Source organism: Paenibacillus sp. J22R98 (assembly GCF_059383835.1).
Window position 1 is genome coordinate 236238 of record NZ_JBXENW010000005.1, and the last position, 26964, is coordinate 263201.

A 26964-nucleotide genomic window follows, 5' to 3' on the forward strand; every position below is an offset into this window, starting at 1 on the left:
CCGATTGGATGTAAAACCTTACTCCCTATTTCCAAAATATAAGAAGACTCGCGGAAAAGATATCTACGATATTTTCGCACCTTCATCATTTTATTGATTTTCACAATTCCTGTAGCAAAACAAAAAAAGCGACAAGCATCGCTTGCGCCTTTTCCCATCCCTATGCGTCTTTCAACTGTTCGATATAATCCTCGAATTGAACGGTCTTACCGGTTAATCGCGATTGTTCCGCAGCGAATACCAGCAGATGACTGTGTGCCGACTCCATACCCGAGCTGACGCCGTTGCTCTGCGTTTCCACTTGTCTAACAAAGCTCTGCATTAGCACCGAATCGGCCCCGCTGTGCGATCCTTCTTGCTGCTCCGGACGAATGATCTCCGTTCTTCCGGAGAAATGCCGGATTTCGATTTCATTGGTGCCCGAATGCCCGAGCATCTCACCTGTTGTTCCCATAATTTTGAACGAACGGCTGGTGTCCCGCGTAAAGGCGGTCATGGTGAAAGCAACGGTTACTTCATTATCGAAGAGCAGATTGACGACCTGATGGTCGACGACATCATTGTCGCAGCGATACACGCATCTGCCATAGGGTCCATGCTGCAGGGCATGAAGACGCGCGGCTAAGGTAGGCTCGAGAGAAACGACATTTTGCGGCCATTCGTCTTTCTCATTCAAGTACAGTTTAATGGCTGATAACGAACACTCATGCTCGACTTTACAACCATCGGTGCATCGTGCGGTTGACCCAACAGGCGCATTCTCCTCGCGGAAGTAGGACAAGCTGCCAAAGGAGGATAGGCTCTTGCAGTTGGCACCAATGATCCATTTTAGATAATCAAGATCATGGCAGCATTTTTGCAGCAGCATTGGACTGGATAAGGCCGTATTACGCCAGTTTCCCCGAACGAAGCTATGGGCTTGGTGTGCATACCCAACGTTCTCCGTCCACTGGATCGTCATTAATCGCCCGACAGCACCCTGATCCAATAATCGTTTCACGCTGCTAAAATAATTCGAGTACCGCATGCTATGGCAAATCGTCAGAATCCGATTGCGACGCTGTGCTTCCTCTGCCATTAGCAACGCTTCCTTCGGATCAGGCGACATGGGCTTCTCCAGCAATATGTGATACCCGACCTCGAGCGCCTTCATCGTCGGCTTGTAATGCTCCCTGTCCATCGTACAAATCAGCAACGCTTCGCAGAGCTTCGGTTGATTAAGCAGCTCCTCCCAGCTCGCAAATTGCAGTTCAGGCGCGATGCCATACATTTCAGCAAACTTGCGGCGTCGCTCTTCGTTTGGTTCTGCCACGGCAATGAATTTAATTTCATGGGGTTTGCGTAAAGCATAAGAGCCTAAGCCGAACATCCCTCTACTACCCGCTCCGATTACTGCAGCATGGATCATCGCAATGCCCTCCAATGAATTAGAATGTACTTCTATTCCTCTTCCAGATCTGTGATTACACCTGTCACTTTATCGTAGGGAATGATGGTAAACAGCGCTGTTTTCTGCAGCTTTGCCTGATCGTACACGGCGTACACTTTGCTGGAGCGCGCGATGAAGAGCTGCGCGATACGAGCCTCCAGCTCATTATGAGTCGTAAACCCATGCTCCTGCGAAACGCCGTCAACGCCGAGGAACATTTTCGTAATGTTCAGCTTCTCTATGACGCTCTCCGCAAGCGGGCCGATAAGCTCATAGCTCTTATGCCGCATCACTCCGCCCGATACAACAACCTGCACGCCTTCGGCATCGAACAATTCGTTCGCGATGTTGACCGCATTGGTGACGACGGTGATGTTTTGATGGTTTTTGAGCGCTCTGGCAATCATGAACGTGGTTGTGCCCCCGGTAAGGCAGATGATATCGCCTTCTTCCACTAAAGAGGCAGCAGCAGCAGCAATTCGCTCCTTACCTTCACGGCTGACATCCCGTTTCTCGGCAAAAGCCAGCTCTGCATTTCTGCCGCTGCCTTCATCATAAATCGCTCCGCCTATCGTACGGATGATTTTATTCGATTTCTCAAGCCATTCCAGATCCCGCCGAACCGTAGCAATGGAACTGTCCGTTGCTTCCATTAAATCTCCAATCGAAGCTTTGCCAGATTCCTTAATTCGCTCCAGCAGTTTAGTTCTGCGAAGCTCGCCTTTCGATTGCATCATGCTTTTTCCTCCATCATCAGCGCATATCTATAGCTTTGCCTACACAACCGCATAGCTGCATTTTCTCCATGGCGAGTCGCTTAACGGCTTGTTTGGCCGGCACCATGTAGGTGCGCGGATCATTCTCGTTTGGTTTATTTGCAAAAACATCCTTGATCGCATCCGAGAATACAATGCGAAGCTCGGTCGCTATATTCATCTTCGCCATGCCAAGAGAAACCGCCAGCTTCACTTGTTCTGCCGGAATGCCTGAACCGCCATGCAGCACAAGCGGTGCGGCAACGCGCTCTGCAATGGATGCGATTCTTGCAAAATCAATATTTGGCGTACCTTTATAAATGCCATGTGCGGTACCGATAGCAGGTGCGAGTGTATGGACACCTGTTGCTTCCATGAATTTTACGCATTCATCCGGATCGGCAAGGAATGCATCATGCTCATCCACGATAATATCGTCCTCTACGCCTCCAACCTTGCCTAACTCCGCTTCCACGTTAACGCCGGCCGCTTCCGCAATTTCCATCACTTTCTCGGTTCGCCGCACATTCTCTTCGAATGGATGCATGGAAGCATCCATCATAACAGAGGTGTAGCCTGCGCGGATACATCTGACAATGAGATTAAAATCCGTACAATGATCGAGATGCAGCGCAATCGGCAATCCGGTTTGATTGGCGGCAACCGTAGCTGCTGCGACGATGTATTCCGGGCCTAAATGTTTGACCGTACCTACCGTTGATTGAATGATTAGCGGTGATTGCGTCTCCATTGCCGCTTCGGTTACCGCTTGGAGCATCTCCAAAGTGTGCACATTGAAAGCGGCTACGGCGTAGTTACCTGCTCTGGCTTGTTGAAGCATGCGGGTAGATGAAAGAAGTGGCATAAGGAAGAGGCCTCCTGTCGTTTCTGAATGACTGCTGTACATACAAAAACTAGCATTGGAAGTAATGACTCTGATAAGGTAATCATATCGGGTTATTTTGATCTTTACAATCAATTTTTGATCGTTACAATCAAATAATGATTGATGACATCAGATAAACGATCTATTATAGAGGCATACCCATCGTCAACACCTATTAAGAGGAGGATTCCGATGAGCTTGACCTATGAGGAAATAAAATCGCAATATTCGGCCCTGCAGCAAACATACGACTATATGCTGAAGAATCGCACCGTGATTACCGATTTCTTTCATTCGCAAGGCAAACGCTCAGTTACGTTTATCGGATGCGGTTCGAGCTATACGCTCAGCAAATCGGCGGCGTTCTCCGTTCGCTTACGTGCTGGGATTCCCGCTACTGCACTTGCGGGCGGGGATTTGCTGCTCCATGCTGAAGCCTACGCCTCCCTTCTCAGCGGTACTCTTCTCGTTGCTCCATCGCGCTCGGGCTCGACAAGCGAGATCGTAGAGTCGGTTCGGCTGCTGAAAGCACGCGGCGATGCGCCGGTACTGGCGATCTCATGCAACATCATCGACTCCGCCTTATCCGAAATCGCAGATCTCACCCTTTCCCTGCCATGGGCGTTTGACCACAGCGTGTGCCAGACAAGAACCGTTACCAATTTATATACGGCTAATCTCATGATCGCCGCCTTTCTTGGCAACGACGAGCACGTTCTCGCCGACATCGCCGCAGCGATTAGCCAAGGGGAAGCTTATATGGAACGCGCCGAATCCGCAATCCGTGAGACGAGCGACTATGGCTGGACGAATGTTGTCCTCCTCGCCGACGGAGAGCTGCACGGCCTAGCGGCCGAAGGCGCAATCGCGTTGACGGAAATAGCTAAAGTGCAGGCTCACGCGTATCATGTGCTCGATGTACGCCATGGTCCGATGGTGACCGTTGGTCCGGACACGCTCGTAATTGCTCATCTCACTAGCGCAGGAAGCGAGCATCAACGTAAGCTGATGCATGATATTCGTGCACGCGGTGCGAAGGTAATCGCATTTGGCGATGCAACTGCAAGCATCTCAGCAGGTGATGTTGACCTCGCCGTCATGACAGAAACGCAGCTTCGTCTGCCGGTTCAAGGTATCCCGTTCCTATTCATTCCTCAAATCGTGGCCGTCTGCAGCGCGGAACGTCAGGGCATCAACCCCGATGAGCCGGACGGCTTAACGGCATGGGTTAAGCTTTAATGGTAGAAGCGCAGCGCCTCCTCACGAAATTCTAACGAACTCTGGAGGCCTTATTTGCCCCAAATTGGGCCATTTAAAAATCTAACGAATCCTACAGGCCTTATTCAGCCGATATCCCATGCCCAACTGCCTATTTGGGCTAAATAGCGTCTCTACGATTCGTTAGATTTTTCGTGAGGCCAATTTCACGAAAATAAGACCTGTACGGTTCGTTAGAATTTCTGATGTCGCAGCTGCCGCTTCCACAGCTACTTTCGCCCCATCTGAGCATAAAAAAAGATGGCCTTCACATCATGAAGGAGCCATCTTTCTTCAAATCCATTACCCGCTCGTCGTATCTTCAATCCAACTTTGACGCTTCGTGACGAAGCCGGCACGAGCCGCTTCAGCTTTGGAATACTCCGCTTCGAGCTGTTTGATTACTTGGCGAACGTTATGAATAGCGTCCAAGGTTTGTTGTTGCGAATCCTTGATGCGACCTTGGACAATCCAATCCGTAATCAGGCCGTCAAACCAATAGTCGGCCATCTTCAGCGTTCCGCTAATATCGATCACGATGTTCATGCTGCGATCAAGATCCTTTAACTCATCGCGGAAATCGAGCAATTGATGATTCGCTTGATGGATAAATCCTTTGGCATCATCTACATGGCCATGTTTGATATGCGTACTGATTGCTCCGCCGCCGCCCCATAAATCCCAGTTGCCCCAATTTTCCGCTTTATCCAAACTTTCCGAAGCATCCTCCAGCGAAGCCATGACACGTTTACCAGCCGTTACCGCTTCTTTAATTTCCTTTACTAAGAGAGTTTGTACGGCAATTTGATCCTCCATCTTTCTTAGCTCCTCAGATCCGAAACTGCCGCTGCGCAGTGCTTCTTCCTTCGCCTTCATCAGCTCTTGATACTCGTATTCTGCATTGCTAAATGCAGCAAGCGCATCGCCAATTAGCTTCAATTCTGCCTGCGTATCGGATAATCGCTGCTTTTCCTCCTGCAACTTGAGCGCGGCTTGCAACGCCTGCTGTCTTTCCATTTCAAGCTGTTCATCCTTGCTGCGAAGAATCGTATGAAAAATATTAGTCAACGTCAAACCCGTTAAACGCTCGACATCTGCTTGTTCAGATTCCAACTGTAATTCATATTGGATAATAAGACGTTCCTGCGAATGGAGTCTCTTCATGAGCTCCTCTCTTTTGCGCTGCGCCTTATGAAGATGATGAACGCGTTCCTTCGCTTCAAGCAATTGACGATTCAAGATTTCAGACATAAGATCTCCTCACTTCATCGTTTTTTCTTTGAATTGGCGGATAGCCATTTCTCTTACGATCGGGTGCCCATTGGTCACAGCGTATTTCTCATCCAGCATCGCTAATGATTTCCCATACGTTCAACGAGCGGTAGAAGTTTCAACCTCATCTAGGTCAAATACATCGGTGTAATAATGAACCTCCGCACTTTCAAACCTTCCGTCAGATCAAAATCGTGCGATATTCAGCTAGAATATGCATCAGTATGCGGCTAATCAGCACACAATCTCCTGCCGCATCATGACGTTTAATATCGTGATCATCGATGCGATGATAATCGATCAGATAATCTGTAGAGAACACATCATCAAGCTCCGGATGAATAGCAGCAAACAACGCTTTCGTATCGAGAACGGTGCGCTCCACATAGGGAATATCGTCCAGGAGACAATGCTTCTTCAGCATGGGGAGATCATACTCATAACCAGCCTGGGTAACCAGAACAGCATCCCCGCAAAAATCAACAAAGCGACGATAAACCTCCGAATACGATGATGCGTCTATTAAACTTTCATTTGAAATTCCGGTTAACTGCTGGACGGCATCCGGAATAAGCTTAGGGGACTTCACCAACGATGTGAGCGTATTTAGCACCCGGCCATTTTGAAATAAAATAGCACTCGATTGCCATCTACCAAATATTCTTCTTTTGATAGGAACCTTAAATTCATTAGCTGCTCCTTGTTTTGTAAAATAATAACAGCTTTAGTTTACCATTATTATTTCAGTCATTGCCAGAACTCGCGCGCCAACATAAAAAAACCCAAACCATGACCGACAACCGCTCGGTATAGTTTGGGGTCTATTCGACCAAATCGATGATTACGATTTGCGTTTATATCGTTTTCGCTGCAGCTTCTTCTGATAAACAAATATGTATCTGTCCAACTGTTGACTCACATAGACGACTCTCTCATCTGTGAGGCTTCCGTGCTGGCATGCCCGTTCATTCATTTCAAAACGTAATGATTCAATTTTCTCTTGCAAATAAGATTCCATTGCACCATTCTCCGTTCCATGATTTAGTTTGGGCAATGCTATTGCACCAGATATACATCCATAATAACAAGGAAATTTTAGGAATATATTAGAAGTTTATTAGATGGGGTCATTTATTTCATGCTAAGTTTCATTTATTTATTGATTTATAAACAAAGAAAAGCCGCCCGAATTAATGGGCGGCTTAAACAACACGATTATTTCGTTGCGGCTTAGAACTTCTTCAACCAATCATCCGTGCCTACCGGACATTTATCATAGTGTTTGACTCCATCTCCTTGAAGCTGCGGATTACTAGTTGCATTGTAACAAGAGACGAACGTACGGCGATGGTAATCCGACAGGTTTGGTGCGGAAGAGTGTAAGAGATTACTATGGAAAAACAGCGCAGAGCCCGGCGTCATCTCACAATGAACAAGTTCAAACATCGATAGTACATGATTAATGCGATTCACGTCGGCACCGGTTTGCCCGCCTACTTTTCCGTGTTCCAGTCGCCCGAGCTTATGTGAGCCCCGGAGTACCTGCAGGCAGCCATTCTCTTTGGTTGCCGCATCAAGGGCAATAAATACACTGATCATATTCGGATACATAAAACCTTGATCGTACCAATAGCCATAATCTTGATGCCATTCCCAAGCCCCGCCTGAATGAGCCTCTTTCAGCATGACTTTTCCATGAAAGAAAGCTGCATCTTCGCCTAGTAAAACACTTACATTATTCACTAGGCGCGGACAGGTCGAAACGGCTGACCACATGTCCGGGCCAAGCTCAAACCAGATCGCCAGTTTGGCTTTTAAGCCCGATCGATCATCGTTACTAAACGTTGAACCCGCTACCCGTTCGCCGCCTTCAATTTCGCGAATCATTAGATTAATTTCATCCCGATCAAACAGATTGTTCACAAGCACATATCCGTCTCTATGATATTGAGCGATCTCTTCCTGATTTAGGATCATTTAATCTCCTCCTTCAAAATCATATATATGACTTATCTTGGAAACCCATCCCCTTAGATGACAATATCAATATTCCAGTACTTAAGGAGAAACTCCTGCTAGAACTCACTCCATGTATTTAAGAAAGTCTTGCATCCGCATTACGTTTATTTGTTGCAAATAGATAAGCCGCCATCACCCATCAGGATGTAAGGCGGCCTAGTCTTAGGAAATTGACTATCAAAGCTGTTTTTTCAGCACCTACTCTATCTTCTTGCTAACTCCGCCGCCAAAAGTGATCCGATAACCATCCGTATCTTTTATCGTAAACTCGCTCCACTGCTCCGAGTAATTCGGACCATTGACGATTTCAACGCCTTGGGTTTGACATTCTTCAACCAGCAAGTCTACTGCGTCTGTATATGCAAATGCATCGAAATATAGTCCTCCTGCCACCGTTGAGAATGGTCTAACATCCTCAGGGTTGATGGCAGCATGCATAATGAAAGTAATATTTCCTCTGGCAACGTGTGCGTGTCCACCTATTTCTTCATAAGAAAATCCGAGTTTCTTGTAGAAATCTGCGGAAACTTGAATATCTCTAACTAATAGAACAATCGATGAACCGGAGATATTAGCGACAACTGCTCGCTCACTCATAGACGCACCTCTTCACTGGAATATTAAACCAATATAGGTTTATGATACATGAAAAGGCACCGAACGAACAGGAATTTCTCCCTATCCATTCGGTGCCTTCTATTGGTACGAAATTAGATCAGAATAAACACTTTATCGTCTTCTACTTTGACCTGGTAGTACTGCAAATCCACGCAAGCAGGTACTCGTACGGCTGCGCCGGTTGTAATATCAAAGCGACCGTTGTGCTTCGGGCATTCAACCTGCTTCCCCATCACAAGTCCCTCTGACAGATGGTACTTCCCATGTGTGCAGAAACCGTCAGTCGCGTGGTAATCCCCTTTATCTGTACGGTATACCGCGAAGGAACGATCATCCTGATCGAAGCGGATAACATCCTCGACTTCAATTTCATCAGCATCGCAAACTTCTACCCATACGTTTGACACTATGCTTCACTCCTTGTTTGATAGTCCATATTAGGACCGTAGCGATAAGGAAGGGCTGTATCTGGCAGCGGCTTAACAACTACATAGGACGGATCGTCCTTCTGCTTGCGAAGCGCTCCGATTACTTCTTTCAGTGCTGCCCATAAGCTCGGACGAGCTTGCGGACAATCGGACTTCATGACTTCATGCAGCTTAGGCAAGGCGTGGAACGGAACCATCGGGAACATGTGATGCTCGGTGTGATAGTTCATGTTCCAATAAAGGAAACGGAAGACCCGATTCATATAGATTGTCCGTGTGTTCAGCCGATGATCCAGCACATCCTCATAAAGACCCAAATGCTGCGTAATCCCGAACGTTAGCACGAGCAAACCACCATAAAAGGAAGGAAGAATGATGAACATAGCTGGCAAAATGCTGCCCATGTAGATACAAGCTGCAATAACAGCTAGAATAATCAGCATGTAAACGCGTGCTTCACGGTACACTTTATGATGCTCGGAAGCCGGAATATAATCCTTCTCCTGCTCATCCAGCTTGCCGAAAGTGTGCAGAAGAAAGCTTTTTATTGCAAGCGGGCCGCCATACAGGTGGAAAATTTGCATGTAAAGGATTTTCCAAACCGGCGGTCTTGCAGTAATGATCTCCGGGTCGCGGCCAACGATAATGGTATCCGTATGATGACGGGCATGGCTCCACCGCCATGGCGTTGCCGAGCGCAGTACAAAGAAAGAAGCAATGTGGTAAACGACATCATTCATCCAAGGTGTCTTAAATGCTGTGCCGTGTCCACATTCATGCCAGCGGGAATCGCCCGGTGTTGCGTATAGCAGTCCGTATAGGAAGAATGCCGGAACGGCCCACCATGTGCCCCAAGATTGATAAGCAAGGAAGCCAAGAATAATAAGACCGCCAAACCAGATCAGCGTATCTCGGATCGCCGGACCATCCTTCCGCTTCATCAATTCCTTCATCTTCGCACGCGGAATCGGGGTTTGATGCCACTCTGCGGAAGCCAAGCCTTTCTCATCCGCACGTTTGCTTTCGATGCCTTTCAAACTGTAATCTCTACGTTGCACGACAATTGCCATAATGACCGCCTCCTTAATTTAATATATTCGTGCGCGGGCACGAAATTCTCCAAAAAAGAAAGCCTTAAAGGCTCTCGGGAATATAAATATGCGTCTCTGTATAATGGTGCTCGGACTCCGGCTGCTTCCCTGCAAACACATGATCAAACAGGATACGCAGCGACAAGTACCCTTGTCTCTCCGGATTCTGCACGATCGTGAAATCAATAATCCGCTCACGCAGACCCTGAATGGCCGGCGGGATTAGATCGTTGCAGACAACTCGAATTGCGCCTTCTAGGTGATGCTGTTTAATAACGTCTACACATGCGCCGATATCGCCTGTCGCCATGTAAATGCCACCGATATCGGGATTCGTACGAAGTGCGCAATCCAGCTGCAAATGCGTATCGGCATAACGGTCGAAGCCCTCAATAACATGGAGTACTTCTAGTTTGCTCCCATGCTCCGCAAGTCCTTGCTTAAAGCCTTCGACCCGGGAACGATGCGCATGGAACTTCAAGTTCCCCGTTACAATCAACACTTTCGCATTTGCTTGCAAGACGCGGTTCATCAGACCGGCAGCAACCATTCCGCTCTTATGCAAATCCTGCCCAACAAAACAAATCCGTTTGCTGAGCTCCACATCCGAGTTGAACGTAACAATCGGAACGGCCCGTTCCGCAGCGTAATCGATGCTCGCGCGAATCAATTCATCGTCCATGACGGAGAACATAATCCCGCTTACGCCGGCTTCGACAAGCTCGCGAATGGCAGCAGCCCCTTCTTCGGGACTCTGGTTATCGACGAATCGATACTCCAAACGGACGCCAAGATCCTTAAGCTCCTCTGCCGCAACGCTGATGCCGTTCCGAATGGCTTCGAAGAATTGAATTTCTTGCGGCGGCATAATAATTCCGAATACAAGCGGTTTCTTCTGATACGCTAACGCTTTAGCAGCAATATTAGGTACGTAATTTAATTCAGCTACGATGCTTAGAATTCGATCGCGAACCTCTGGTTTCACGCCGGGCCGGTCGTTAAGCACCCGGTCAACGGTTCCTCGCGATACCCCTGCCTGCGTGGCAATTTCTCTAATGGTTACGGTCATAATTCGCTCCTATTGCTCAAGGTGTGCTCGGGCACCTACTATTATAGAGCGAATGATTTATTCTCACAAGAGCCTTTATACGCCAACTGATTTGAGTTTATTGTCAAGGAACGTTTTCGCACGCGGAATGTCCTCTTCTTCCAGATGCTCAATGATGATCGGAATGTTCGGGTGAAGCTTCGCCAAACGCTCCAGATACAGATCATAGTTCAAATTGCCAAGCCCCGGAGCCGGAAGCTCGACTGCGCCTGCACCGCGGAACGAATGAGATTCCGAAGCGTCGATATTCGCATGTTTCTCCAATGTATCTACAGCTCTCATGCAATCTTTGGCGTGCGCGATTTTGACTTTGTCGCCAAGCGCATTGAAGATCTTGTTCAACGTTTCATCGATATGATCAATATTGTTGTCTGTGAAATAGTTAGTCGGATCCATCAATAGGCCAAGACCCGGATGATTCACATCCGAGAGCAAACGCGATACTTGATCAACAGAGCCGATTACGTTGTTCACATAGTTCTCGATCAAGAATACGGAGCCGTTGTCATAAGCAAATTTCGCCAGATCTTCAATCGTAGTCGCTACTTCCTCATATGCTTCTTCAGTAGCGTTCTTCGGATCCCAAACCCAATCACTTTCCGTATTGAAAGTACCTGTTTCACTAACTACATACGGGCTGCCAAGGTCACGAGCGAATTCAAGAATTTTCTTCACGCCGTGGATGTTCTGTTTGCGTTTCACCGGGTCCGGATGAATTAGGTTCGTATACCCGGAGATACAAACGATCGGCAGATTCGCGTCACGGAATGCATCGCGAATGGTGCGGCATTTCTCTTTCGTCAAGGAATCGAAGGATAGATCCATGTCTTTGAAAGCCAAGTCCAGCTGTACGCAAGAGAAACCGTCCTTCTTCATTCTTGCGATCGATTCCTGAAGCGAATAAGGATAATAAGCATTGAAAATACCGACTTGTAACATATTGATGACCTCCGCGCGTTATATTTGGGGTTAAATGAATTCCGATAACTTTACTGTTCTGCCTTCAGCGATGGACTTGTAGCAAGCGTCGACTGCAGCCATCGTTTTAAGATTATCGCGTCCGCCGATCTCCGGCTCGCTGTTGGTTTCCACGGCGCGCAGCAGCTGTGCCATAGTGCCTTGGAAGGCGTCTGGGAACCAAACGGAATCCCATTCCGGGCGGATCCACTCGTTCGGTTGCTGACGAGTCGTGAATGCCAGCGTACTTGGCGAATGCTCCGGATAACGCGGCCAGCCGATCGTTCCTGTAGCCATGCCATCCAATCCTTCAACGCGCCATTTGATGTAAATGTCCTTCTCCGTACCTTCGCCCGGCCAAGCCCATACATCGTCCAAGCTGGTCGCCATCATCTCATCTGCATATTGGAAGGTGTATTGCGAAATACCATCGATATGAGAGAACTTCGTGCGCGGATCTCTGCGCGTTACGGCTGTGATTTTCTCAGGGTCGCCGAACAGGTAACGGAATGCATCAATATGATGAATACCCATGTTGAGAATTTCGATTTGCTCATATTGCTCAAGGAATCCTTGCCAATGCGGAATCGCGCGCATCTCGATCGTTGCAAGTACTGGCTGTCCCAAGTATCCGCCTTCAAGAATCGCTTTAAGCGCACGAATCGATTGGTCGTATCGCATGTTGGAGTTTACGGCGATTTTGATCCCTGCTGCCTCGCATAGCTCGACAATTAGACGTGCTTCCTGCGAATTCATCGCCAGCGGCTTCTGGCATAGAATGCCTTTAATATGCGACTGTTTGACCGCTTCGCGTACTACGTCAAGCTGGCGATCCGGAGGTAATGCGATATCGAGAATTTCGATCTCCGGATCGCGCACTAGCTCTTCCCAGGAACGGTGAACCTTTGGTATGTTACGAAGCTCCGCAACTGCCTTCGCATTCTCATACGTACGGGATGCAATGGCAACCGGGTTAAATCCGGCATCGCGATAAGCCACAAGGTGGCAATCCCGCATAATAAAGCCGGATCCGATACATCCTATCCGGTAATCCATCCGATTCGGCATCTCAGGTCGAATGATGGTTTGAAAATCAAGCTGTTTCATCCTTGTGCCTCCTTTATTGGCTTGTGTCTTTATTCGATTCGATCCAAAGTGAAGTAGTTATCCTGCGCTCTTCGCCAGCTTTTATACCTTGTGCACCGGTTAATTCTTGCTCATAAGGGAGATTGAATGCATCCGTTACATAGGTGTAAGGCTCGATCGAGAAAGCTTGGTCCCAGTTCGGACGGAACAACAGCACGAATGGGAATTGCGCATCCAGCTGGTAGGCTATCGTATAGCCCGCATTTGGTAGTACAAGTCGATTGATGAAATCCGACTCCGGATCAATCGTTAGCAGCGTGCATCCGAGCTCCGGATAATCGGCTAGTTCGATGCCTTGTTGAATGGCTTCGCTTAGTGCCGTGACCTCTGGGCGTCCCGTAACGAAAGATAAATTCGTAATCGGCCATTCTTCTTTGGCAGGCACCTGAAGCGTAAGGTTGGGGTCGCTTTCATAAGGCAGCGAGAAGTAAGGATGCAATCCATAAGCGAATGGCGCTTCGTCAGAGCCTTCATTCTTAATGCAGCTATCCATACTCAGCTTCCCGTCAAGCAGCCGGTATGTAATGGTAAACGTTAAATAATGAGGAAAATAATCTAGGATATCTGGGTGATCCTCGTACCGCAGTTGGCTAATAACCCATGCACCCTGTTCATCTGTGGCACCGTAATCAAACACTTCCCATGCTCTGATGCTTAATTCTCCATGCAAATGATAATCCGGCGGTTCATTGATTGGAAAATGGTACGTTTGATCTTGAAACGTAAATGTACCTTTATTAATCCGATTAGGCGGAGACAACACCGGTGTCCCGTATTTCGAACTGGCAAACTTCTCGTTCTTCAATGTCGCTAAACTTATGGAAGTCTTGATGATTTCGCGTCCATCAGTCGTAAAGCTATACAGATTGTTGCCCACTTCCGGCAGCAGCTCTGCGATACTCCCGCTTAACGAATCAGACAACTTAATAACGGTTAAGCCATCTTGCTTGAGCGTTTCAACTGCGTATCTGCTCATGTTCTCCCTCCGATGGTTCGCGGGATCGCGTGGTTTGAATCCGGCACGTTGGGAACGGTTTCAATCGTTATGTGCTCGGGCACATTTGATTATATAACGAGTTTTCGATAATCACAACAATAATTTATTACCCTTCTCCTTCTTTATGTAAGCGAAAGAGAGGCTCAAAGAATGAGCCTCTCTTTCTCCTGTCGTCTATGAAAGCTTCTTGCCGAATAACGTCGATTTGCTGCGCATGCTTTGCTCAAATCTCGTTCGCAAGTGCTGCATCCAGTCCGGCTCATGGTCCCATTTCTCCGCAACGGACCGAATTAGACGCGCATATCCATATACATTTGCGAAACGTTTCATCGCCGGTAATACGGATTCCAAATCCTCCGGTAATTCGAATGCCGTGCTATACCCCTCCAAGAAACACTGTTTCTTATGGTCGTACAGCTCTTCCGAAATGCAATCCTTCAAGCTGTCAAGCGCTTGCTCGATATCCATTGCATACCAATGATACATGGCGTCATCGAAATCAATCGCATAGAAGCGTTTCGATTCGTGATCGTAGAACACGTTATCGTATTCGAAGTCATAGTGGATTAAGCCGTAGTTTCGCTTATGAATGGGAAAAGAATCGAAATGTTCGCGAAGTAATTGGACTTCGGATCGGGCTGCTTCTTCATTCGGAAGCGCCTTGATCTGATCGTCAATCCAATCGAGCACCTCGATGTGGGACCATCTTCTTGCATCGCCTGGATCGTACTCGCTCGATAAAAGGTGGAGCTGCCCCAACGCTTGCCCATGGCTGAAGATGATCTCGTCGGTAAGTGCAGTCTGATTCATCGCTGTACCCGGAACTCTCTCAAACACCGAGGCGTAATAGTCGCCCCAAGGCGTTCGAATTTCTGCGAGTTCCTCGCCTTTCTTGGATTTCACGGCCACCAGCACGCCATAATGTTGCTCACGCAAATACTTAATAAATGCCAGTTCCGACCCGATATTTGATCTGCTCTTCTCTTCGACCGGAGCAAACCTTAATAGCTGCGTTTTGCCTGCCTTGCGAAACGGATAAATCGCATTCGATGAAATACGGTAATATTGGAACATCTCAATCGAGTCTGCATCATAATCCCAGTTCTTCAGTATCATTTCGGCTAAGTTTTCATTATGGAATAAATAGTTCAGCTTCAACATATTCGGTTGGCCTCCGCATCGTAATCCTGTTTTTGCGCGCAAAAAGACCGCACGGCATATTGCCTGCGGCCTCATCATTCCGATCGGTAAGATAAGCTCGCATGCGCGAACAAACCTATCCCGATACGGAAATAAAGTACAGAAACATCCTTCTTCACGGCAGACTCTCTGTGCCTGCCCACCTATTCAGTTCATGTTCACCTTAATTGTTTTAGTAGTCATCGTAGTCCGGCGTTTCATGCCGCTCACTCCCTTCGGTAACAAGTAACTTGATCGTATATGAGATTGCGATTGGAAGCAATTACTAAATTCTATAGCTTAAGCGCACGTTTAATGCTGAGCTCCAGCGGTGAATACGCACTGCCGTCTGTGCGATCGAAGTTCATCCGCTCTTTCAGAGGAGTCGTGCGATTGCATAGGAAGCGGGCAACGCCGCTATGATTTTGCGAGGAGGTATGATAGAGAAAAGGATGGCACAAGATGACGTCACCTGGCGAGGAAGTCGTCTCTTTCACCCGAAGCAAAGTGCCATGCTCATCCGTAAATGCGTTCGTCATAAATTTCTCAACACGATTCGCTCCAGCCAAGAACGAATCATCTGCGTTTCCGGTCAATGCAGCCAGCCAAGGATGCCACACATTACACTCCGCTATCGCTTCATGCGGATCCATCCCCTCCGGTTTTGTGGCTAGGTATCGGGCAACTACTTGATGCGAGCCCTCCGCGATTAATGTCCCCCCGCCATGCGTCCCTATCTCCGAGAAGACGCACAAACACAGCAAGCCCTGCTCGCGAGCGTCTACGAAATGGCGAAAATGTGACCCATCCCAGTGCCAGCCGGTTGACGGCACAGTCCACTCTTCGTTCGCACCAAAATTGAAATTGACCGGCCACCAGCCCCAGCCGGGATAATTCCGATTCTCATCACCGTTCCACAATACCTTCTGCGTCCAGCGATCCGCGCCGATTAAATCCTCGATGGCATCACCGAGGCGGTCCGTATTACACTGATCAAATGCCGCGTTGCGAAAGTTTTCTTTCATAAACAGTATAGGAGGATTCCACGTTTGTTTGTTGCCTCGGTCGATCTCGTAGCGTCTTAGCTGCTCCCACAGGAAGTCTTGGCATTCCAACGCAAGCGTCTGCGGGAACGCCTCTTCCACTTTAACCCAGCCCAGCTCCATAAATTGCTCAATCTGTGAATCCGTCAGCACCTTGTTCATCTCTGTTCAAAGCCTCCCATTACTGATTTTTCCATAATTGAAGCGCTTTCTCCAATATAACAGGCGACCAGCCATTTTCCTATCGGAATTTTGTCCTGATGGAGGGCAAAGCTGACCGAATAGGAAAAAAGCTGCCCCGAAAGTCAACTGATACACTTTCGAGGCAGCCTACGCTTCAATCAATCTTCATCGATCACTATATCCATGCCGTACAGCAGGTTAAGCGCCTCGGGCAGCATAAATTTCGCCTGGCGAATCCGATTCTGGCTAGGGTCAATCTGATAGTTCGACGCGTGGGAGAGGTCGGCACCGGATAAGTTCGTTTCACCAAACACACTTTCCGTGAAATCCGAGCCTCTTAAGTTAGCTTTCGAGAGATCCGCTTCTCTAAAGTCGACATCCTTAACGGAGCAATTCATGATTGTGGATTGCGGAAGGGCCACTCCGATAAAGGTCGAGTGATTCAAGGTGCAATCCTCGAACTTCAGCAGGCTTGGCACAGCGATTCGAGGCCACCCGGCCTCCGACCAATTGACGCCTACCAGCTTCGACTGCATGAAATACACCTGCGAGAAGTTACTGTCGGCTACTTTCATGAGGTTCAAATCACAGCGGATAAACGTGCATCCGGTAAATTTACATTCATCGAAGACCGTTTCACTAAACTCGCAATTCGTGAACGTACAATCGTGAAAATGAACCGAGACAACCTCTTCTTTCGAAAACTTGATATCCTTAAATTGCTCATCGAAATATTCGCTTTCCGTGAACACCGGATCACTTCCTTGTTTCATAATTCGTTAACCGTGGTCATCTCTGAACTAGAGTTTCCAATTCAACCATCTGGCATGCCCATCCGTTTCGGCAAGAGTCACGCTATCGTAGCAGCCGTTCCTATAGGAATCCAGATGCAATTCGGGATCCCACATATTATTGTAGAGGTGATAGACCTCTCTTGTCTCCCCCAATATTCGAACTCGTTCGCACAATTGGTGTTTATCAGCAAGACTAAGTTGATTAGCTACATGAGTATGAAAGATACATAAGGCATGCTTATCGGTGCTCCTAGCTGCTGCCGCATTCAAACCTACCAAGGCGTTGCCTTCAATCAGTTGAACAGCTTGATGATCAAAATGGCCTGCCGCCTCATCAAAATGCTGATTCCGTTCCCGGTGCTACGGCCAAATTAATGCTTTCATCCAAAGGCGACTATCCGAATGATGAAGCTGATTCACATGAAGATCGATCCCGATTCTGGACGTCACCGGAGGACTTTCTGAAAGAAGGTATGGCATATTCGAGCCGCGTAGAGAAGTAGTCAGTGTGAACTCCGATTGTTGATTCCCAAAGTATCCATCGACGGCATCATACGAATATCGATATTGATCCCAGAATAACTGCAGTCCGGCGCTCGTTCCAATCTCAATCAAAGCAAGCGGCTTGTTCGATAGACTGTAGATCAGGCAGAATGCCGGATACAGGTACGCACAACGGCGAACCTCGTTCGTCTGCACAAGCCTCGTAGTCAGAAGCTGAACAAGCTCATCGCGGTAGAGCAGACAGAAATCCTTGAACGATTCAAAAGCTGCTGAAGCGGCCTTAGGGTCCGGCACAATACTCGCATAATAATCGTTTAAGTCATGTTCGATCCCCCGCAGCAGCAAATAATGTACAGCACCTAGAAAGAGGTTCGGAATAGGCTGGCCCTCTCTGCTGGCAGAGGCAATACGCAATAGTTCTTCATCCGCCGCAATTCGGGCGGAAAGCTGCTCGTACAAGCGGCTTGACCCTCTGCACTCCTTCTCGGCAAATCTTCTGAAGCTCTCGGAAATGCTCGAAATCTCCATATGTCCACCTCCAGCAATGATCGTTTAGTTAGAGTGTAGCACTACCGATCGATTAACAGAATTTTCAATATTTTATCCATGCAATAAGCTTTGTTTATCAAAAAAAAGACTGCCAGATGGCAGCCCTGATGAATAACGCTAACTTCCCGTCCCCTGATACTTATTAAGTCCCATATTCCAAACTGCATAAGCCAGCAGGAATAGCACAAGTCCAACGACCGGCGCCACATATGGTAGAATCGGCGAGAACAACGTCTCTCCTGTCTTGTTCAAGATCAGCTGTGACGGGTAGAAGTTGACGAAAGCATAAGGTACAACGAAGGTCACGAGGATGCGAATAAATTTGTTATAGATCGATACGGGGTAATCCATAAACGAACGTATCCCGTGTACAACCATATCCATCAATGCACCTGAACGAGTGAACCAGAAGCACATCGAACCGGTAATGACGATGAAGGCAGCTTGCACAAGCGTTGCCCCGAGCAATACAACAATAAGGATGAGCAACTCGGTGAATCCCATATGCACATTCAGATGGTTAAAGCAGACGATAAACATCGTAATTCCGATGATCACATCACCTAAGTAGAAGTGGCCGAAAGTCCTTATGATCATATGGATGAACGGATTGACCGGTTTGACGAGCATGACGTCGAAGGTCCCCTGCGCGACCATATCTTCTACCTCCCACATCTGGAACGAGAAGAAGATCGATGCTACGCCAAACGTAAACATATTCATCGTGTAAATCAGCATGACTTCGTACATTCCCCAGCCATTAATCGTATTGAAACGATCGAGCATGACCCAGATGATCAAGAAATTGACGATATGCCCCATCGCGAAACCGAGGAAGTCCAAGTAAAACATGATGCCATATTCCGATTTGCTTTTGAAATAGATCGGGATAAAACGGGCATATAATTTCAGAAACCGCATGTTCAGCCTCCCTGCACGACCAGTTTTTTCACCGCGCTTGCCCACATCCGACGTTCCAGAAGAAGCAACGCGGCAATCCAGCCCACCTGCTGCAAAATAACGAAGCCAATGTCCATCAACCCCGTCGTTTTACCCAAATAGACGGAGATGGGATCGTAATAAATCAATCGAAACGGCAGGCAATAGGAAATTGTCGTCAGCGTTCCGGAGAAGAACCAAATCGGGATAAAGGCGCCGGAGAACAATCGTATCAGCCCGCTTAGCAGCACGTTAATTTGCCAGACGAGTACATACCAGAAGGCGATCAAACCGATGATGTAGTTGATGAGGAAGTTGAGCAGAAATGCATTGACGAGCATAATCGCGAATGCCACCGCATTCCAGCCGCTCGGCAACTCCAATCGAAAGAAGTACATGCTAATAAGGAGGAGCGGAATGAGTTCGAAGAGTATGCGGTATACGTTCTGTCCAAGCGAATGAAAGAAGGCGACGAAGCGAAAATTCACCGGCTTTAACAGCTCCATTGCAATTTCGCCGTTCCTTACTTTTCCCCCGACCCAGAAGATGACATTATTCGTTGCGAATACGGAGATGAATGAGCTGATGACTACATACGTGACCATTTCCTTCACTGAAATGCTGCCTGCACCCGAATCAACATTCGAATGTCCCGCAAATACGGCATACCAGATGTAAACCTGCACGAAAACCTTAATCAGCTGGCCGAACAGAAACATGAACACTTCCATTCGATAAGCCATATTTTGCCGAAGCGAATTGAGCGTCATTTCCCGATAGAGGGCGAGTCTCATACGAAAACACGCTCCCGATCCGCAGCAGCTTCAAGCGGAAGCTGCTCGACATACATCGTACGAATGATCTCTTCGATGTCGGTTTCCTTGACGACAAAGTCTTTCACTTCGTACCTGTCCATAATCCATTTGATCAGCATTGAAGAATTGATTAATTTCTTGTCGTAAACCAGCTGCGTCTTCTTACCGTCCACACTGCAGCTTGACACGCCGAGCTCGCTCAGTTCGTGGGAGGATTCGAACACACGATCCGTTTCCACCACCATCTGCTCCCCGGAACCAAAGTCATTTTTCAATTTCTCTAGGTTTCCGTCATACATCAGCTTACCCTGATCAATAACCATGACTCGGCTGCAAAGCTTCTCAATATCGGACATATCATGAGTCGTGAGTATGACTGTCGTTCCGCGATCGCGGTTGATCTCGAGGATAAAGTTACGAATCTTCTCCTTCACCACGACATCCAGACCGATCGTCGGCTCATCCAAATAGATAATATCCGGATCATGCAGCAGCGCCGCACATAGGTCTGCACGCATCCGCTGTCCGAGACTGAGCTGGCGGACGGCAACATGCTTGAACTCATCCAAACCAAGAATGTCCGTAAACCTCTCCATATTCTCGTTGAATCTTGCTAATGGAATATCGTACATATACCGCATCAGACGGAGTGAATCGATGACCGGCGTATCCCACCATAGCTGCGTTTTCTGACCAAAGACGGCACCTATGCGCATGGCGTTCAGCTCGCGGTTCTTGTAAGGTTCTATGCCATTTACGATAACGCGACCGCTTGTGGGTACTAGAATTCCGACTAGCATCTTGATGGAAGTTGATTTCCCTGCTCCGTTTGGTCCGATATAACCCACAATCTCGCCTTTGTCGATCGTGAACGAGATGTCATCAACGGCCGTCTTGGTTTCATATTCCCGGTAGACAAGCCCTTTGATGTTGTTCCATAACCCCTCTCTACTCTTGTTACGTTTGAACTCTTTGCGCAAATTCTCCACTTGGATGACAGCCATACAATCCCTCTTTTCTCTACTGAAAAGACTAATGACTCCTATCAATTCTAATAATTACCAGGAATGATTCGATTATCATATGGGTATTGCTTCCATGTCAATAGAGCTGAACGGCTATCGTAGGCCATTCGGCGGATTAACGCGTTTCATAAAAAAAATCAACGACGAATTAATCCATCGTTGATTTCTCCTGCAGCAATTCCTCATATTCGCTCTTCGTGAGCCCGTAGATCAATTCATCGTGATGTTTGCCTTTCGTGAAGATCATGTCACGCAAACGACCTTCTTGCTTGAAGCCGAGATGTTCTTGCAGCGCAATCGAACTGCTATTGAATGCATACACATGGGCATTGGCTTTGTTGTACCGCAGCTCTTCGAAATAGTAGCGAAGAATCAGCCTAACCGCCTCCGAGGCATAACCTTGGCGCCAATGCTCGCGGAAGATCGCAATGCCGTACTTGAATGTACCATTTCGAGGATCGCAATTGCTCGTACACATACTGCCGACCAGCACGCCTTCAAGCGTCTCGATGGATAGCCATATATTATCACCTTCCACCGGATGGTCGACTTTCTCCTCCGCCCATGCCTTCGTACCTTCTTCGGTTCTTGGAAAATGAATCATATCACATAGCCGAGCACCTTCAGAATCGCGATCATTCTGGTGATAGTCCTCCCAATCGCCAAACTCCAATGGCCGCAGTCTGACCTTACTGCCTTCCCACAAGTAGGATTTCATGGTTGCTCGCCTCCTTCGTTCTCAGGCGTATCGTACCATTTTTCGCTAGCCAAGCATAGCTGCTTGTCGCTTGTACATATCCTCCAAGACAAGGCAGGCCATCGCTTCCACAACCGGAACGATTCTCGGACATATGCAGGGATCGTGACGGCCGATCGTCTGAATCTCTTGTTCTTCGCCGTCCACGTTGATTGTCTGCTGAGGTACAGATATGGATGAAGTCGGTTTGACGCTGACGCGAAACACGATGTCTTGCCCATTGCTTATTCCGCCCACAATGCCGCCTGCATGATTGCTGAGAAAGCCGCTGCTGTTCATGCCATCATTATGCTCACTGCCCAGCATCCGGGCCGCCTCAAAGCCGGCGCCAAATTCGATCCCTTTGATTGCGCCAATGGAAAGCATCGCCTTCGCCAGTTCGGCATCTAATTTATCGAAAACAGGTTCACCGAGACCCGGGATCACGCCGCGAATCCGGCACTCTACAATTCCGCCGCAGCTATCGCCGATGGAAGCCAAATGCTCGATTTTGCGAATCATTTCCTTTGCTGCTTCAGCGTCGCAGGCACGAACCGCATTTTGCTCGATGATCGTTTCATCGAAGGTTTCGCATTTAATCCCGCCGATTTCGCGTGAGTAAGCAATGACGTCAACTCCGCGCCTCTCAAGCAGCTTACGCGCTATTGCACCACCGGCGACACGGGCCGCCGTTTCCCTGCCTGAAGCACGCCCGCTGCCGCGATGATCGCGAATGCCATATTTCTGCAAGTACGTAAAGTCCGCATGACCGGGGCGAAAAGCATGCTGAATCGAACCATACGCCTCCGGCCTCATATCGTGATTATGCAAAATAATGAAGAGCGGTGTCCCTGTTGTTTTGCCCTCGAATACGCCGGACTCGATATGAACGATATCATACTCCTTGCGAGGCGAAGTCACGGAAGATTGTCCCGGTTTGCGCCGATCCATCTGTTTCTGGATATAAGCCTCGTCAATGTCAACGCCCGGCGTAACGCCGTCTACAATGACGCCAACCGAAGCGCCGTGCGACTCTCCGTAGGTTGTGATTTTGAACCGTTCGCCGAATGTATTGCCTGCCATAAGATGGGCCTCCTCTCTTTAATATGCAACCTGAATACCAAGTCCGGCCAGCTGCTCGAAATACGCCGGACAAGTCTTGGATACGCAGCCAGGGTCAGAAATTCGGATATCGTGAACCCGCAGACCAATGAGCGAAAGCGCCATAGCCATACGATGATCGTCATGGGAGTCCACCAATGTCGGCACCGGAATACCCGGATTAACCGTGAGACCATCAGGATGTTCTTCTACGCGAATTCCAAGCTTAGTTAGCTCCGCACAAATCGCTGCGATACGATCGCATTCATGATGTCTGATATGTGCAGCATCCTTTAATGTAATTGGACCATCTGCGAAAACAGCCATTGCAGCTATCGTAAGCGTCTGATCGGTCCATTTTTTCATGCTGAGCGTGAATCCGCCTTTAAGCTGATCCGTTCCTTGCACCTCAACGAAATTCGCTCCATGCGCAACCGTACATCCCATCTGCTCCAAGATCTGCAGCATCTCGATATCAGGCTGACTTGTATGGCTTGCTTGGATGCCTTCTGTCCGAATTCGGCCTCCTGTCAATGCCGCTATCGCCCAGAAATAACAACAAGTGGAGACATCCGGTTCCAGCTGATAAGTCCTTGCCTCATACCTGCCTTGTGGGACGGTAATGGATTGACTATCTGCCGACACGTGAGCTTTTATACCGAAATCAGCCATCATAGCGAGCGTCATTTGCACATAATCCCTTTGAACAACTTCTCCATCAATACGTATCGTTAACTGCTCCTTCGCATAAGGGGCGGCGATTAACAGACCGCTAAGAAATTGACTCGACGTGTTGCCGGGGATCGTAACCTCGCCGCCGTTCAGTCCGGATGCCTGCAGCATGTAGGGTAGGCTGTGTTCGGAGTTTGAGTATTCGAATTTAGCGCCGAGCTTTGTTAAGGAAGCAAGCAATGGTGCTTGCGGTCTCTCACTCATCCGTTTACTTCCGCTCAATGTCCATTTCCCATAACCAATCGCAAGTGCACCGGGCAGAAATCTTGCCACCGTCCCCGCAGCACCGACATATAAGTTCGCCGAAGGATTCGGCCAAACTCCGCCACAGCCTTCAATGGAAGCTGTTTCTTGCTGCATAGCTGCAGCTACGCCAAGCTTCTGCAACGAATCGATGCACCAGTAGGAGTCATCACTTTTGAGAATGCCATGCAGCTCGGATTTTCCTTGAGCAAGTGCTGCGATAATTAACGCTCTGTTCGTAAGACTTTTACTGCCGGGTACACGAATCGTGCCTTCAACTGCTGCCCTCGGAGGACTGATTCTTACCTCGAGCCGATCGTTATTCGCCGACCACGGAGAACGCGCTTCAAAATCCGGATGTATCGTTACCATTTCCGTCCACCTCTTTACGAGTAATTGATCTAATCCGATTATAATGAGATACTTGAAATAAATGAAATCGGAATATTAGATCATTGCCATAAAGGTGGTTTATGTCAAAATGATTAATTTAGAGTGGTATCGGATCTTTCTCCATACGGCGCGTCACCGAAATTTAACGAAAGCCGCACAAGAGCTTCATGTCACACAACCCTCCGTTAGCTATGCCATTAAACAAATGGAGGAAGCGATGGGAATGCAGCTCTTTCACCGTTTTTCTAAAGGAGTCGAGCTCACAGACGAAGGCCGGGCTTTGCTGGACTATGTCGAGCAATCGTTCTCGATGCTGGATTCCGCGCAAAAGCATCTGTACAATCTGAAGCAGCTTCATGCCGGCGAAATTCGCATCGGCGCAAGCGATTCTCTCATTAAGCATTTGCTGCTTCCGCAGCTGAATGCATTTCACAGCGAGTATCCGGGCATCCGAATACGCCTCTCACACGGCAAAACACCTGACATCACGCGAAGCCTGCTGGATGGTGAGATTGATTGCGCGATGCTTCATTTGCCCATACAAGATCCACAGCTGCTTATCCATACGATGGCTACGATTGAGGATTGTTTTGTCGTTGGGGAGGATTATAAGGAGCTGGCCAAGCAGACACTTTCCATTCAAGAGCTTGCGGAGCTGCCCTTGATCTTACTCTCGCCGGGCAGCAGTACACGTGTGTTTGTGGATCACTGGTTTGCCGCGAAAGGTGTGACGGTGAAGCCGGATATTGAACTGGGAAGCGTCGATTTATTGGCGGAATTCGCACGGTTGAACTATGGGGCGGCCTTCATCAGCCGGTCTTTCGTAGAAGAGGAGCTGCGCAGCGGGAGGTTATTGGAGTTAAAGCTCGATGTGCCCCTGCCGACTCGGGGCATCGGGTTTGCGGTGAGGCGCGCTAAGAAGCTGTCCGTTGCGGCGGAAAGCTTCGTACGGCGAATTCGCGAAATTATTTGATCTCTGTGGCTAATAGTTCACTGATCGTGACAAGCTTGTACCCTTGCTCAATTAGCTCCGGTACCAGGATTTGAATAGCCGCCTGTGACTGCGAACGATCACCGAATCCGTCATGGAACAAGAGGATACTTCCCTCTCGCACTTCTGCTCGTGAAACATTCACGATATGATCGGTCCCGGGCATATCCCAATCGCGGGTATCGAGATTCGTTGCATGAATGATCGGATATCCGAATTGCCCGCAAACGGCAAGGAGGTCGTCGTTATATTCCAAATAAGGCGGACGAAACGTAGCCGGACGTTTTCCAATCGTATCGACAATGATTTGCTCGGCGCGTCGCAGCTCCTCTGTTTGCTCTTCTTTAGTCAAACTCGCCATATGCGGATGAGAGAAGCTGTGATTGCCGAACTCATGCCCTTCCTCGTCCATGCGTTTAGCGACTTCAGGGTATTTCTCCATATTCGTCCCCTGCACGTAGAAGGTTGCTTTCGCTCCATGTTGCTTAAATACGTCCAGAAATTGCGGTGTCCACTCCGGATTCGGTCCATCGTCGAAGGTGATAGCGAGCAGCTTGTCTGATGTTCTCACTTCATCGTAAATAGGTGCAATTCTCATTGTGTACTCCTCCTTGATTGGATACTACAAAAAGACGATAAAAAAAGGACTACAAAAATCATAACGATTTTGTAGTCCTTCTTCAATGATTTATTCGTGAGTCGGCTCGATAACCGGGTAGCCGATTTTCTGCCAGCGGAATAGGTGCTTCGCGCGATCCGACAGCTGCTCGTACGTTTCTTGCGGGATTTGAACGCGGTTATCGCGGTCCATCGCGCTGTAGATCAGAGCAAGGTTTGGACGGATTTCATCGCTGCGGTTAGGTGTGCCGCGGTGCCACATGCGAACATCGCGAATCAAGATCGAGCCTGCAGGCATATGAACTTTCATCGAATGCATATGCGGTGCAAGTTCTTCCGGATTCGGGCCGTTCGGACCGTAGTAGTTATCAGGCAGCAAGTGCGTGCCGCCCGGCCAAATTTCCATAGGGCCATTGCCATCGTGAACATCGACGAGCGGAATGTTGAACACGAGATCTGTAATCGGCAAGTGCGTTGTGCACAGATCGCCGAAACGAGCGCCGTAATCCGGGTGTACCGGCTGCGTTTTCTGACCGCCAGGCAGCGAAGTGTTCGATGAGAACAACGTTACGGAGTAATCTTTGCCCAGAATACGATCCATGATGGATAGCGCAAATGGGTGCTCGATAACCAGAGAATCGTTAAACGGCGCCGCAAACGGAAGGAAAATCCCCAAGTGGTTTGTGCCTTCGTTGAAGCCGGTTTTATTCAAATAAATTTCTTTACCATGTTTATCGATGAACCAGTTCATTGCCTCTGTGAACGCTTTCTTAAGTTCGGCAACTTTTTCCTTCGGCAGGACGCCTTCAAGGATCACATATCCGTTTACACGGATCAGGTTTACAGCAAGCTGAATGGTTTCTTCGTTAAGGGTTAGTGTATCAATTTCATGTTGACTTACTTTCACAATGATTCACCTCACGTAATGGATGTCGATAGTAGACTGCTAGTGTCTTTTATAAAATATCACTTCTGAATCAGAAATACTAAACTTATCTTCCGATTGATGCATCACATTGCAAGAATTTGTCGAATGCTCTTGCTCTGTTGTCGGGGAAGAGCAGCGTGCATGGAGGGGTTGTTTTGCTCCGGACGCTTCGTAATGGTACGCTGAGAGAGCCCTGAATTAGTATGGCTGTAATGCGGCATATCATTC

Annotated in this window: 27 protein-coding genes and 1 pseudogene; 2 read left to right on the forward strand and 26 right to left on the reverse strand. The window is 48.2% G+C overall.

Features of this window, described 5'->3' with window-relative positions; all coding sequences use genetic code 11:
- Positions 1 to 160 precede the first annotated feature (160 nt).
- The 3 genes from AC50Y3_RS16545 to AC50Y3_RS16555 are packed head-to-tail and all read right to left on the reverse strand — an operon-like array spanning position 161 to position 3049.
- Positions 161 to 1408, reverse strand: coding sequence for a Gfo/Idh/MocA family protein (locus tag AC50Y3_RS16545; RefSeq protein WP_494819829.1), 1248 nt, complete (start codon positions 1406 to 1408; stop codon positions 161 to 163).
- A gap of 32 nt (positions 1409 to 1440) precedes the next feature.
- Positions 1441 to 2166: a DeoR/GlpR family DNA-binding transcription regulator gene (locus AC50Y3_RS16550; RefSeq protein ID WP_494819830.1), complete on the reverse strand. Its 726-nt coding sequence runs from the start codon at positions 2164 to 2166 to the stop codon at positions 1441 to 1443.
- A 16-nt stretch (positions 2167 to 2182) separates the two neighbouring features.
- Positions 2183 to 3049, reverse strand: a complete 867-nt coding sequence (locus tag AC50Y3_RS16555) for a class II fructose-bisphosphate aldolase (RefSeq protein WP_494819831.1) — start codon at positions 3047 to 3049, stop codon at positions 2183 to 2185.
- Positions 3050 to 3262: 213 nt separating this feature from the next.
- Here AC50Y3_RS16555 and AC50Y3_RS16560 point away from each other — a divergent pair, with 213 nt between their 5' ends.
- Complete coding sequence (locus AC50Y3_RS16560; RefSeq protein WP_494819832.1) at positions 3263 to 4309, forward strand: SIS domain-containing protein; 1047 nt, start codon at positions 3263 to 3265, stop codon at positions 4307 to 4309.
- A 321-nt stretch (positions 4310 to 4630) separates the two neighbouring features.
- Here AC50Y3_RS16560 and AC50Y3_RS16565 read toward each other — a convergent pair whose 3' ends face one another.
- The 21 genes and pseudogenes from AC50Y3_RS16565 to aroA form a co-directional block, all read right to left on the reverse strand.
- The gene (locus AC50Y3_RS16565) at positions 4631 to 5578 is read right to left on the reverse strand and encodes a hypothetical protein (protein WP_494819833.1); all 948 of its coding nucleotides are present in this window, start codon (positions 5576 to 5578) and stop codon (positions 4631 to 4633) included.
- Positions 5579 to 5780: 202 nt separating this feature from the next.
- A complete protein-coding gene (locus AC50Y3_RS16570) occupies positions 5781 to 6272 on the reverse strand; it encodes a 3'-5' exonuclease (RefSeq protein ID WP_494820035.1) in 492 nt (163 codons plus the stop codon).
- A 168-nt stretch (positions 6273 to 6440) separates the two neighbouring features.
- A complete protein-coding gene (locus tag AC50Y3_RS16575) occupies positions 6441 to 6617 on the reverse strand; it encodes a Spo0E family sporulation regulatory protein-aspartic acid phosphatase (RefSeq protein ID WP_494819834.1) in 177 nt (58 codons plus the stop codon).
- 212 nt (positions 6618 to 6829) lie between these two features.
- Complete coding sequence (locus AC50Y3_RS16580) at positions 6830 to 7576, reverse strand: phytanoyl-CoA dioxygenase family protein (RefSeq protein WP_494819835.1); 747 nt, start codon at positions 7574 to 7576, stop codon at positions 6830 to 6832.
- A gap of 240 nt (positions 7577 to 7816) precedes the next feature.
- Positions 7817 to 8215 (reverse strand): VOC family protein, encoded by a 399-nt coding sequence (locus AC50Y3_RS16585; protein WP_494819836.1) that lies wholly within the window; start codon positions 8213 to 8215, stop codon positions 7817 to 7819.
- Between the two features lie 113 nt (positions 8216 to 8328).
- Positions 8329 to 8643, reverse strand: a complete 315-nt coding sequence (locus AC50Y3_RS16590; RefSeq protein WP_494819837.1) for a Rieske 2Fe-2S domain-containing protein — start codon at positions 8641 to 8643, stop codon at positions 8329 to 8331.
- Positions 8643 to 9734, reverse strand: a complete 1092-nt coding sequence (locus tag AC50Y3_RS16595) for a fatty acid desaturase family protein (protein ID WP_494819838.1) — start codon at positions 9732 to 9734, stop codon at positions 8643 to 8645. The genes AC50Y3_RS16590 and AC50Y3_RS16595 overlap by 1 nt, the downstream gene beginning before the upstream one ends.
- A gap of 64 nt (positions 9735 to 9798) precedes the next feature.
- Entirely contained in the window at positions 9799 to 10824 is a 1026-nt protein-coding gene (locus tag AC50Y3_RS16600) for a LacI family DNA-binding transcriptional regulator (protein ID WP_494819839.1), read from the reverse strand.
- 75 nt (positions 10825 to 10899) lie between these two features.
- On the reverse strand, positions 10900 to 11802 hold the full coding sequence (locus AC50Y3_RS16605; RefSeq protein ID WP_494819840.1) for a sugar phosphate isomerase/epimerase family protein: 903 nt from the start codon (positions 11800 to 11802) through the stop codon (positions 10900 to 10902).
- 30 nt (positions 11803 to 11832) lie between these two features.
- Entirely contained in the window at positions 11833 to 12927 is a 1095-nt protein-coding gene (locus AC50Y3_RS16610) for a Gfo/Idh/MocA family protein (RefSeq protein WP_494819841.1), read from the reverse strand.
- 13 nt (positions 12928 to 12940) lie between these two features.
- Complete coding sequence (locus AC50Y3_RS16615; RefSeq protein WP_494819842.1) at positions 12941 to 13942, reverse strand: aldose 1-epimerase; 1002 nt, start codon at positions 13940 to 13942, stop codon at positions 12941 to 12943.
- Positions 13943 to 14137: 195 nt separating this feature from the next.
- A complete protein-coding gene (locus AC50Y3_RS16620; RefSeq protein WP_494819843.1) occupies positions 14138 to 15124 on the reverse strand; it encodes a phosphotransferase enzyme family protein in 987 nt (328 codons plus the stop codon).
- A 311-nt stretch (positions 15125 to 15435) separates the two neighbouring features.
- On the reverse strand, positions 15436 to 16347 hold the full coding sequence (locus AC50Y3_RS16625; protein ID WP_494819844.1) for a phytanoyl-CoA dioxygenase family protein: 912 nt from the start codon (positions 16345 to 16347) through the stop codon (positions 15436 to 15438).
- A 179-nt stretch (positions 16348 to 16526) separates the two neighbouring features.
- Entirely contained in the window at positions 16527 to 17141 is a 615-nt protein-coding gene (locus tag AC50Y3_RS16630; protein ID WP_494819845.1) for a pentapeptide repeat-containing protein, read from the reverse strand.
- A gap of 27 nt (positions 17142 to 17168) precedes the next feature.
- Positions 17169 to 18194 (reverse strand): annotated as a pseudogene (locus AC50Y3_RS16635) (DUF2332 domain-containing protein).
- A 138-nt stretch (positions 18195 to 18332) separates the two neighbouring features.
- Positions 18333 to 19136 (reverse strand): ABC transporter permease, encoded by an 804-nt coding sequence (locus tag AC50Y3_RS16640; protein ID WP_494819846.1) that lies wholly within the window; start codon positions 19134 to 19136, stop codon positions 18333 to 18335.
- Between the two features lie 2 nt (positions 19137 to 19138).
- Positions 19139 to 19948 carry an ABC transporter permease gene (locus tag AC50Y3_RS16645; RefSeq protein WP_494819847.1) on the reverse strand — a complete coding sequence of 270 codons (810 nt, stop codon included), beginning with the start codon at positions 19946 to 19948 and terminating at the stop codon, positions 19139 to 19141.
- Entirely contained in the window at positions 19945 to 20973 is a 1029-nt protein-coding gene (locus tag AC50Y3_RS16650; RefSeq protein ID WP_494819848.1) for an ABC transporter ATP-binding protein, read from the reverse strand. The genes AC50Y3_RS16645 and AC50Y3_RS16650 overlap by 4 nt, the downstream gene beginning before the upstream one ends.
- Before the next feature lie 169 nt (positions 20974 to 21142).
- Complete coding sequence (locus tag AC50Y3_RS16655) at positions 21143 to 21712, reverse strand: GNAT family N-acetyltransferase (RefSeq protein WP_494819849.1); 570 nt, start codon at positions 21710 to 21712, stop codon at positions 21143 to 21145.
- Between the two features lie 45 nt (positions 21713 to 21757).
- A complete protein-coding gene (aroC, locus tag AC50Y3_RS16660; RefSeq protein ID WP_494819850.1) occupies positions 21758 to 22813 on the reverse strand; it encodes a chorismate synthase in 1056 nt (351 codons plus the stop codon).
- 18 nt (positions 22814 to 22831) lie between these two features.
- A complete protein-coding gene (gene aroA / locus AC50Y3_RS16665; RefSeq protein WP_494819851.1) occupies positions 22832 to 24178 on the reverse strand; it encodes a 3-phosphoshikimate 1-carboxyvinyltransferase in 1347 nt (448 codons plus the stop codon).
- Positions 24179 to 24287: 109 nt separating this feature from the next.
- Here aroA and AC50Y3_RS16670 point away from each other — a divergent pair, with 109 nt between their 5' ends.
- Positions 24288 to 25172 (forward strand): LysR family transcriptional regulator, encoded by an 885-nt coding sequence (locus tag AC50Y3_RS16670; protein ID WP_494819852.1) that lies wholly within the window; start codon positions 24288 to 24290, stop codon positions 25170 to 25172.
- Here AC50Y3_RS16670 and AC50Y3_RS16675 read toward each other — a convergent pair.
- Positions 25165 to 25788: a polysaccharide deacetylase family protein gene (locus tag AC50Y3_RS16675; RefSeq protein WP_494819853.1), complete on the reverse strand. Its 624-nt coding sequence runs from the start codon at positions 25786 to 25788 to the stop codon at positions 25165 to 25167. The genes AC50Y3_RS16670 and AC50Y3_RS16675 overlap by 8 nt on opposite strands.
- 90 nt (positions 25789 to 25878) lie before the next feature.
- Positions 25879 to 26715, reverse strand: coding sequence for a phytanoyl-CoA dioxygenase family protein (locus AC50Y3_RS16680; protein WP_494819854.1), 837 nt, complete (start codon positions 26713 to 26715; stop codon positions 25879 to 25881).
- Positions 26716 to 26964 lie beyond the last annotated feature (249 nt).

Coding starts and splice junctions, on each gene's coding strand:
- AC50Y3_RS16620 (WP_494819843.1), bottom strand. CDS start 15,124: ATGTTGAAGCTGAACTATTTATTCCATAATGAAAACTTAGCCGAAATG.
- AC50Y3_RS16595 (WP_494819838.1), bottom strand. CDS start 9,734: ATGGCAATTGTCGTGCAACGTAGAGATTACAGTTTGAAAGGCATCGAA.
- aroA (WP_494819851.1), bottom strand. CDS start 24,178: ATGGTAACGATACATCCGGATTTTGAAGCGCGTTCTCCGTGGTCGGCG.
- AC50Y3_RS16585 (WP_494819836.1), bottom strand. CDS start 8,215: ATGAGTGAGCGAGCAGTTGTCGCTAATATCTCCGGTTCATCGATTGTT.
- AC50Y3_RS16645 (WP_494819847.1), bottom strand. CDS start 19,948: ATGAGACTCGCCCTCTATCGGGAAATGACGCTCAATTCGCTTCGGCAA.
- AC50Y3_RS16655 (WP_494819849.1), bottom strand. CDS start 21,712: ATGAAATCCTACTTGTGGGAAGGCAGTAAGGTCAGACTGCGGCCATTG.
- AC50Y3_RS16625 (WP_494819844.1), bottom strand. CDS start 16,347: ATGAACAAGGTGCTGACGGATTCACAGATTGAGCAATTTATGGAGCTG.
- aroC (WP_494819850.1), bottom strand. CDS start 22,813: ATGGCAGGCAATACATTCGGCGAACGGTTCAAAATCACAACCTACGGA.
- AC50Y3_RS16555 (WP_494819831.1), bottom strand. CDS start 3,049: ATGCCACTTCTTTCATCTACCCGCATGCTTCAACAAGCCAGAGCAGGT.
- AC50Y3_RS16580 (WP_494819835.1), bottom strand. CDS start 7,576: ATGATCCTAAATCAGGAAGAGATCGCTCAATATCATAGAGACGGATAT.
- AC50Y3_RS16600 (WP_494819839.1), bottom strand. CDS start 10,824: ATGACCGTAACCATTAGAGAAATTGCCACGCAGGCAGGGGTATCGCGA.
- AC50Y3_RS16550 (WP_494819830.1), bottom strand. CDS start 2,166: ATGATGCAATCGAAAGGCGAGCTTCGCAGAACTAAACTGCTGGAGCGA.
- AC50Y3_RS16675 (WP_494819853.1), bottom strand. CDS start 25,788: ATGAGAATTGCACCTATTTACGATGAAGTGAGAACATCAGACAAGCTG.
- AC50Y3_RS16615 (WP_494819842.1), bottom strand. CDS start 13,942: ATGAGCAGATACGCAGTTGAAACGCTCAAGCAAGATGGCTTAACCGTT.
- AC50Y3_RS16630 (WP_494819845.1), bottom strand. CDS start 17,141: ATGAAACAAGGAAGTGATCCGGTGTTCACGGAAAGCGAATATTTCGAT.
- AC50Y3_RS16670 (WP_494819852.1), top strand. CDS start 24,288: ATGATTAATTTAGAGTGGTATCGGATCTTTCTCCATACGGCGCGTCAC.
- AC50Y3_RS16640 (WP_494819846.1), bottom strand. CDS start 19,136: ATGCGGTTTCTGAAATTATATGCCCGTTTTATCCCGATCTATTTCAAA.
- AC50Y3_RS16560 (WP_494819832.1), top strand. CDS start 3,263: ATGAGCTTGACCTATGAGGAAATAAAATCGCAATATTCGGCCCTGCAG.
- AC50Y3_RS16545 (WP_494819829.1), bottom strand. CDS start 1,408: ATGATCCATGCTGCAGTAATCGGAGCGGGTAGTAGAGGGATGTTCGGC.
- AC50Y3_RS16565 (WP_494819833.1), bottom strand. CDS start 5,578: ATGTCTGAAATCTTGAATCGTCAATTGCTTGAAGCGAAGGAACGCGTT.
- AC50Y3_RS16650 (WP_494819848.1), bottom strand. CDS start 20,973: ATGGCTGTCATCCAAGTGGAGAATTTGCGCAAAGAGTTCAAACGTAAC.
- AC50Y3_RS16575 (WP_494819834.1), bottom strand. CDS start 6,617: ATGGAATCTTATTTGCAAGAGAAAATTGAATCATTACGTTTTGAAATG.
- AC50Y3_RS16610 (WP_494819841.1), bottom strand. CDS start 12,927: ATGAAACAGCTTGATTTTCAAACCATCATTCGACCTGAGATGCCGAAT.
- AC50Y3_RS16605 (WP_494819840.1), bottom strand. CDS start 11,802: ATGTTACAAGTCGGTATTTTCAATGCTTATTATCCTTATTCGCTTCAG.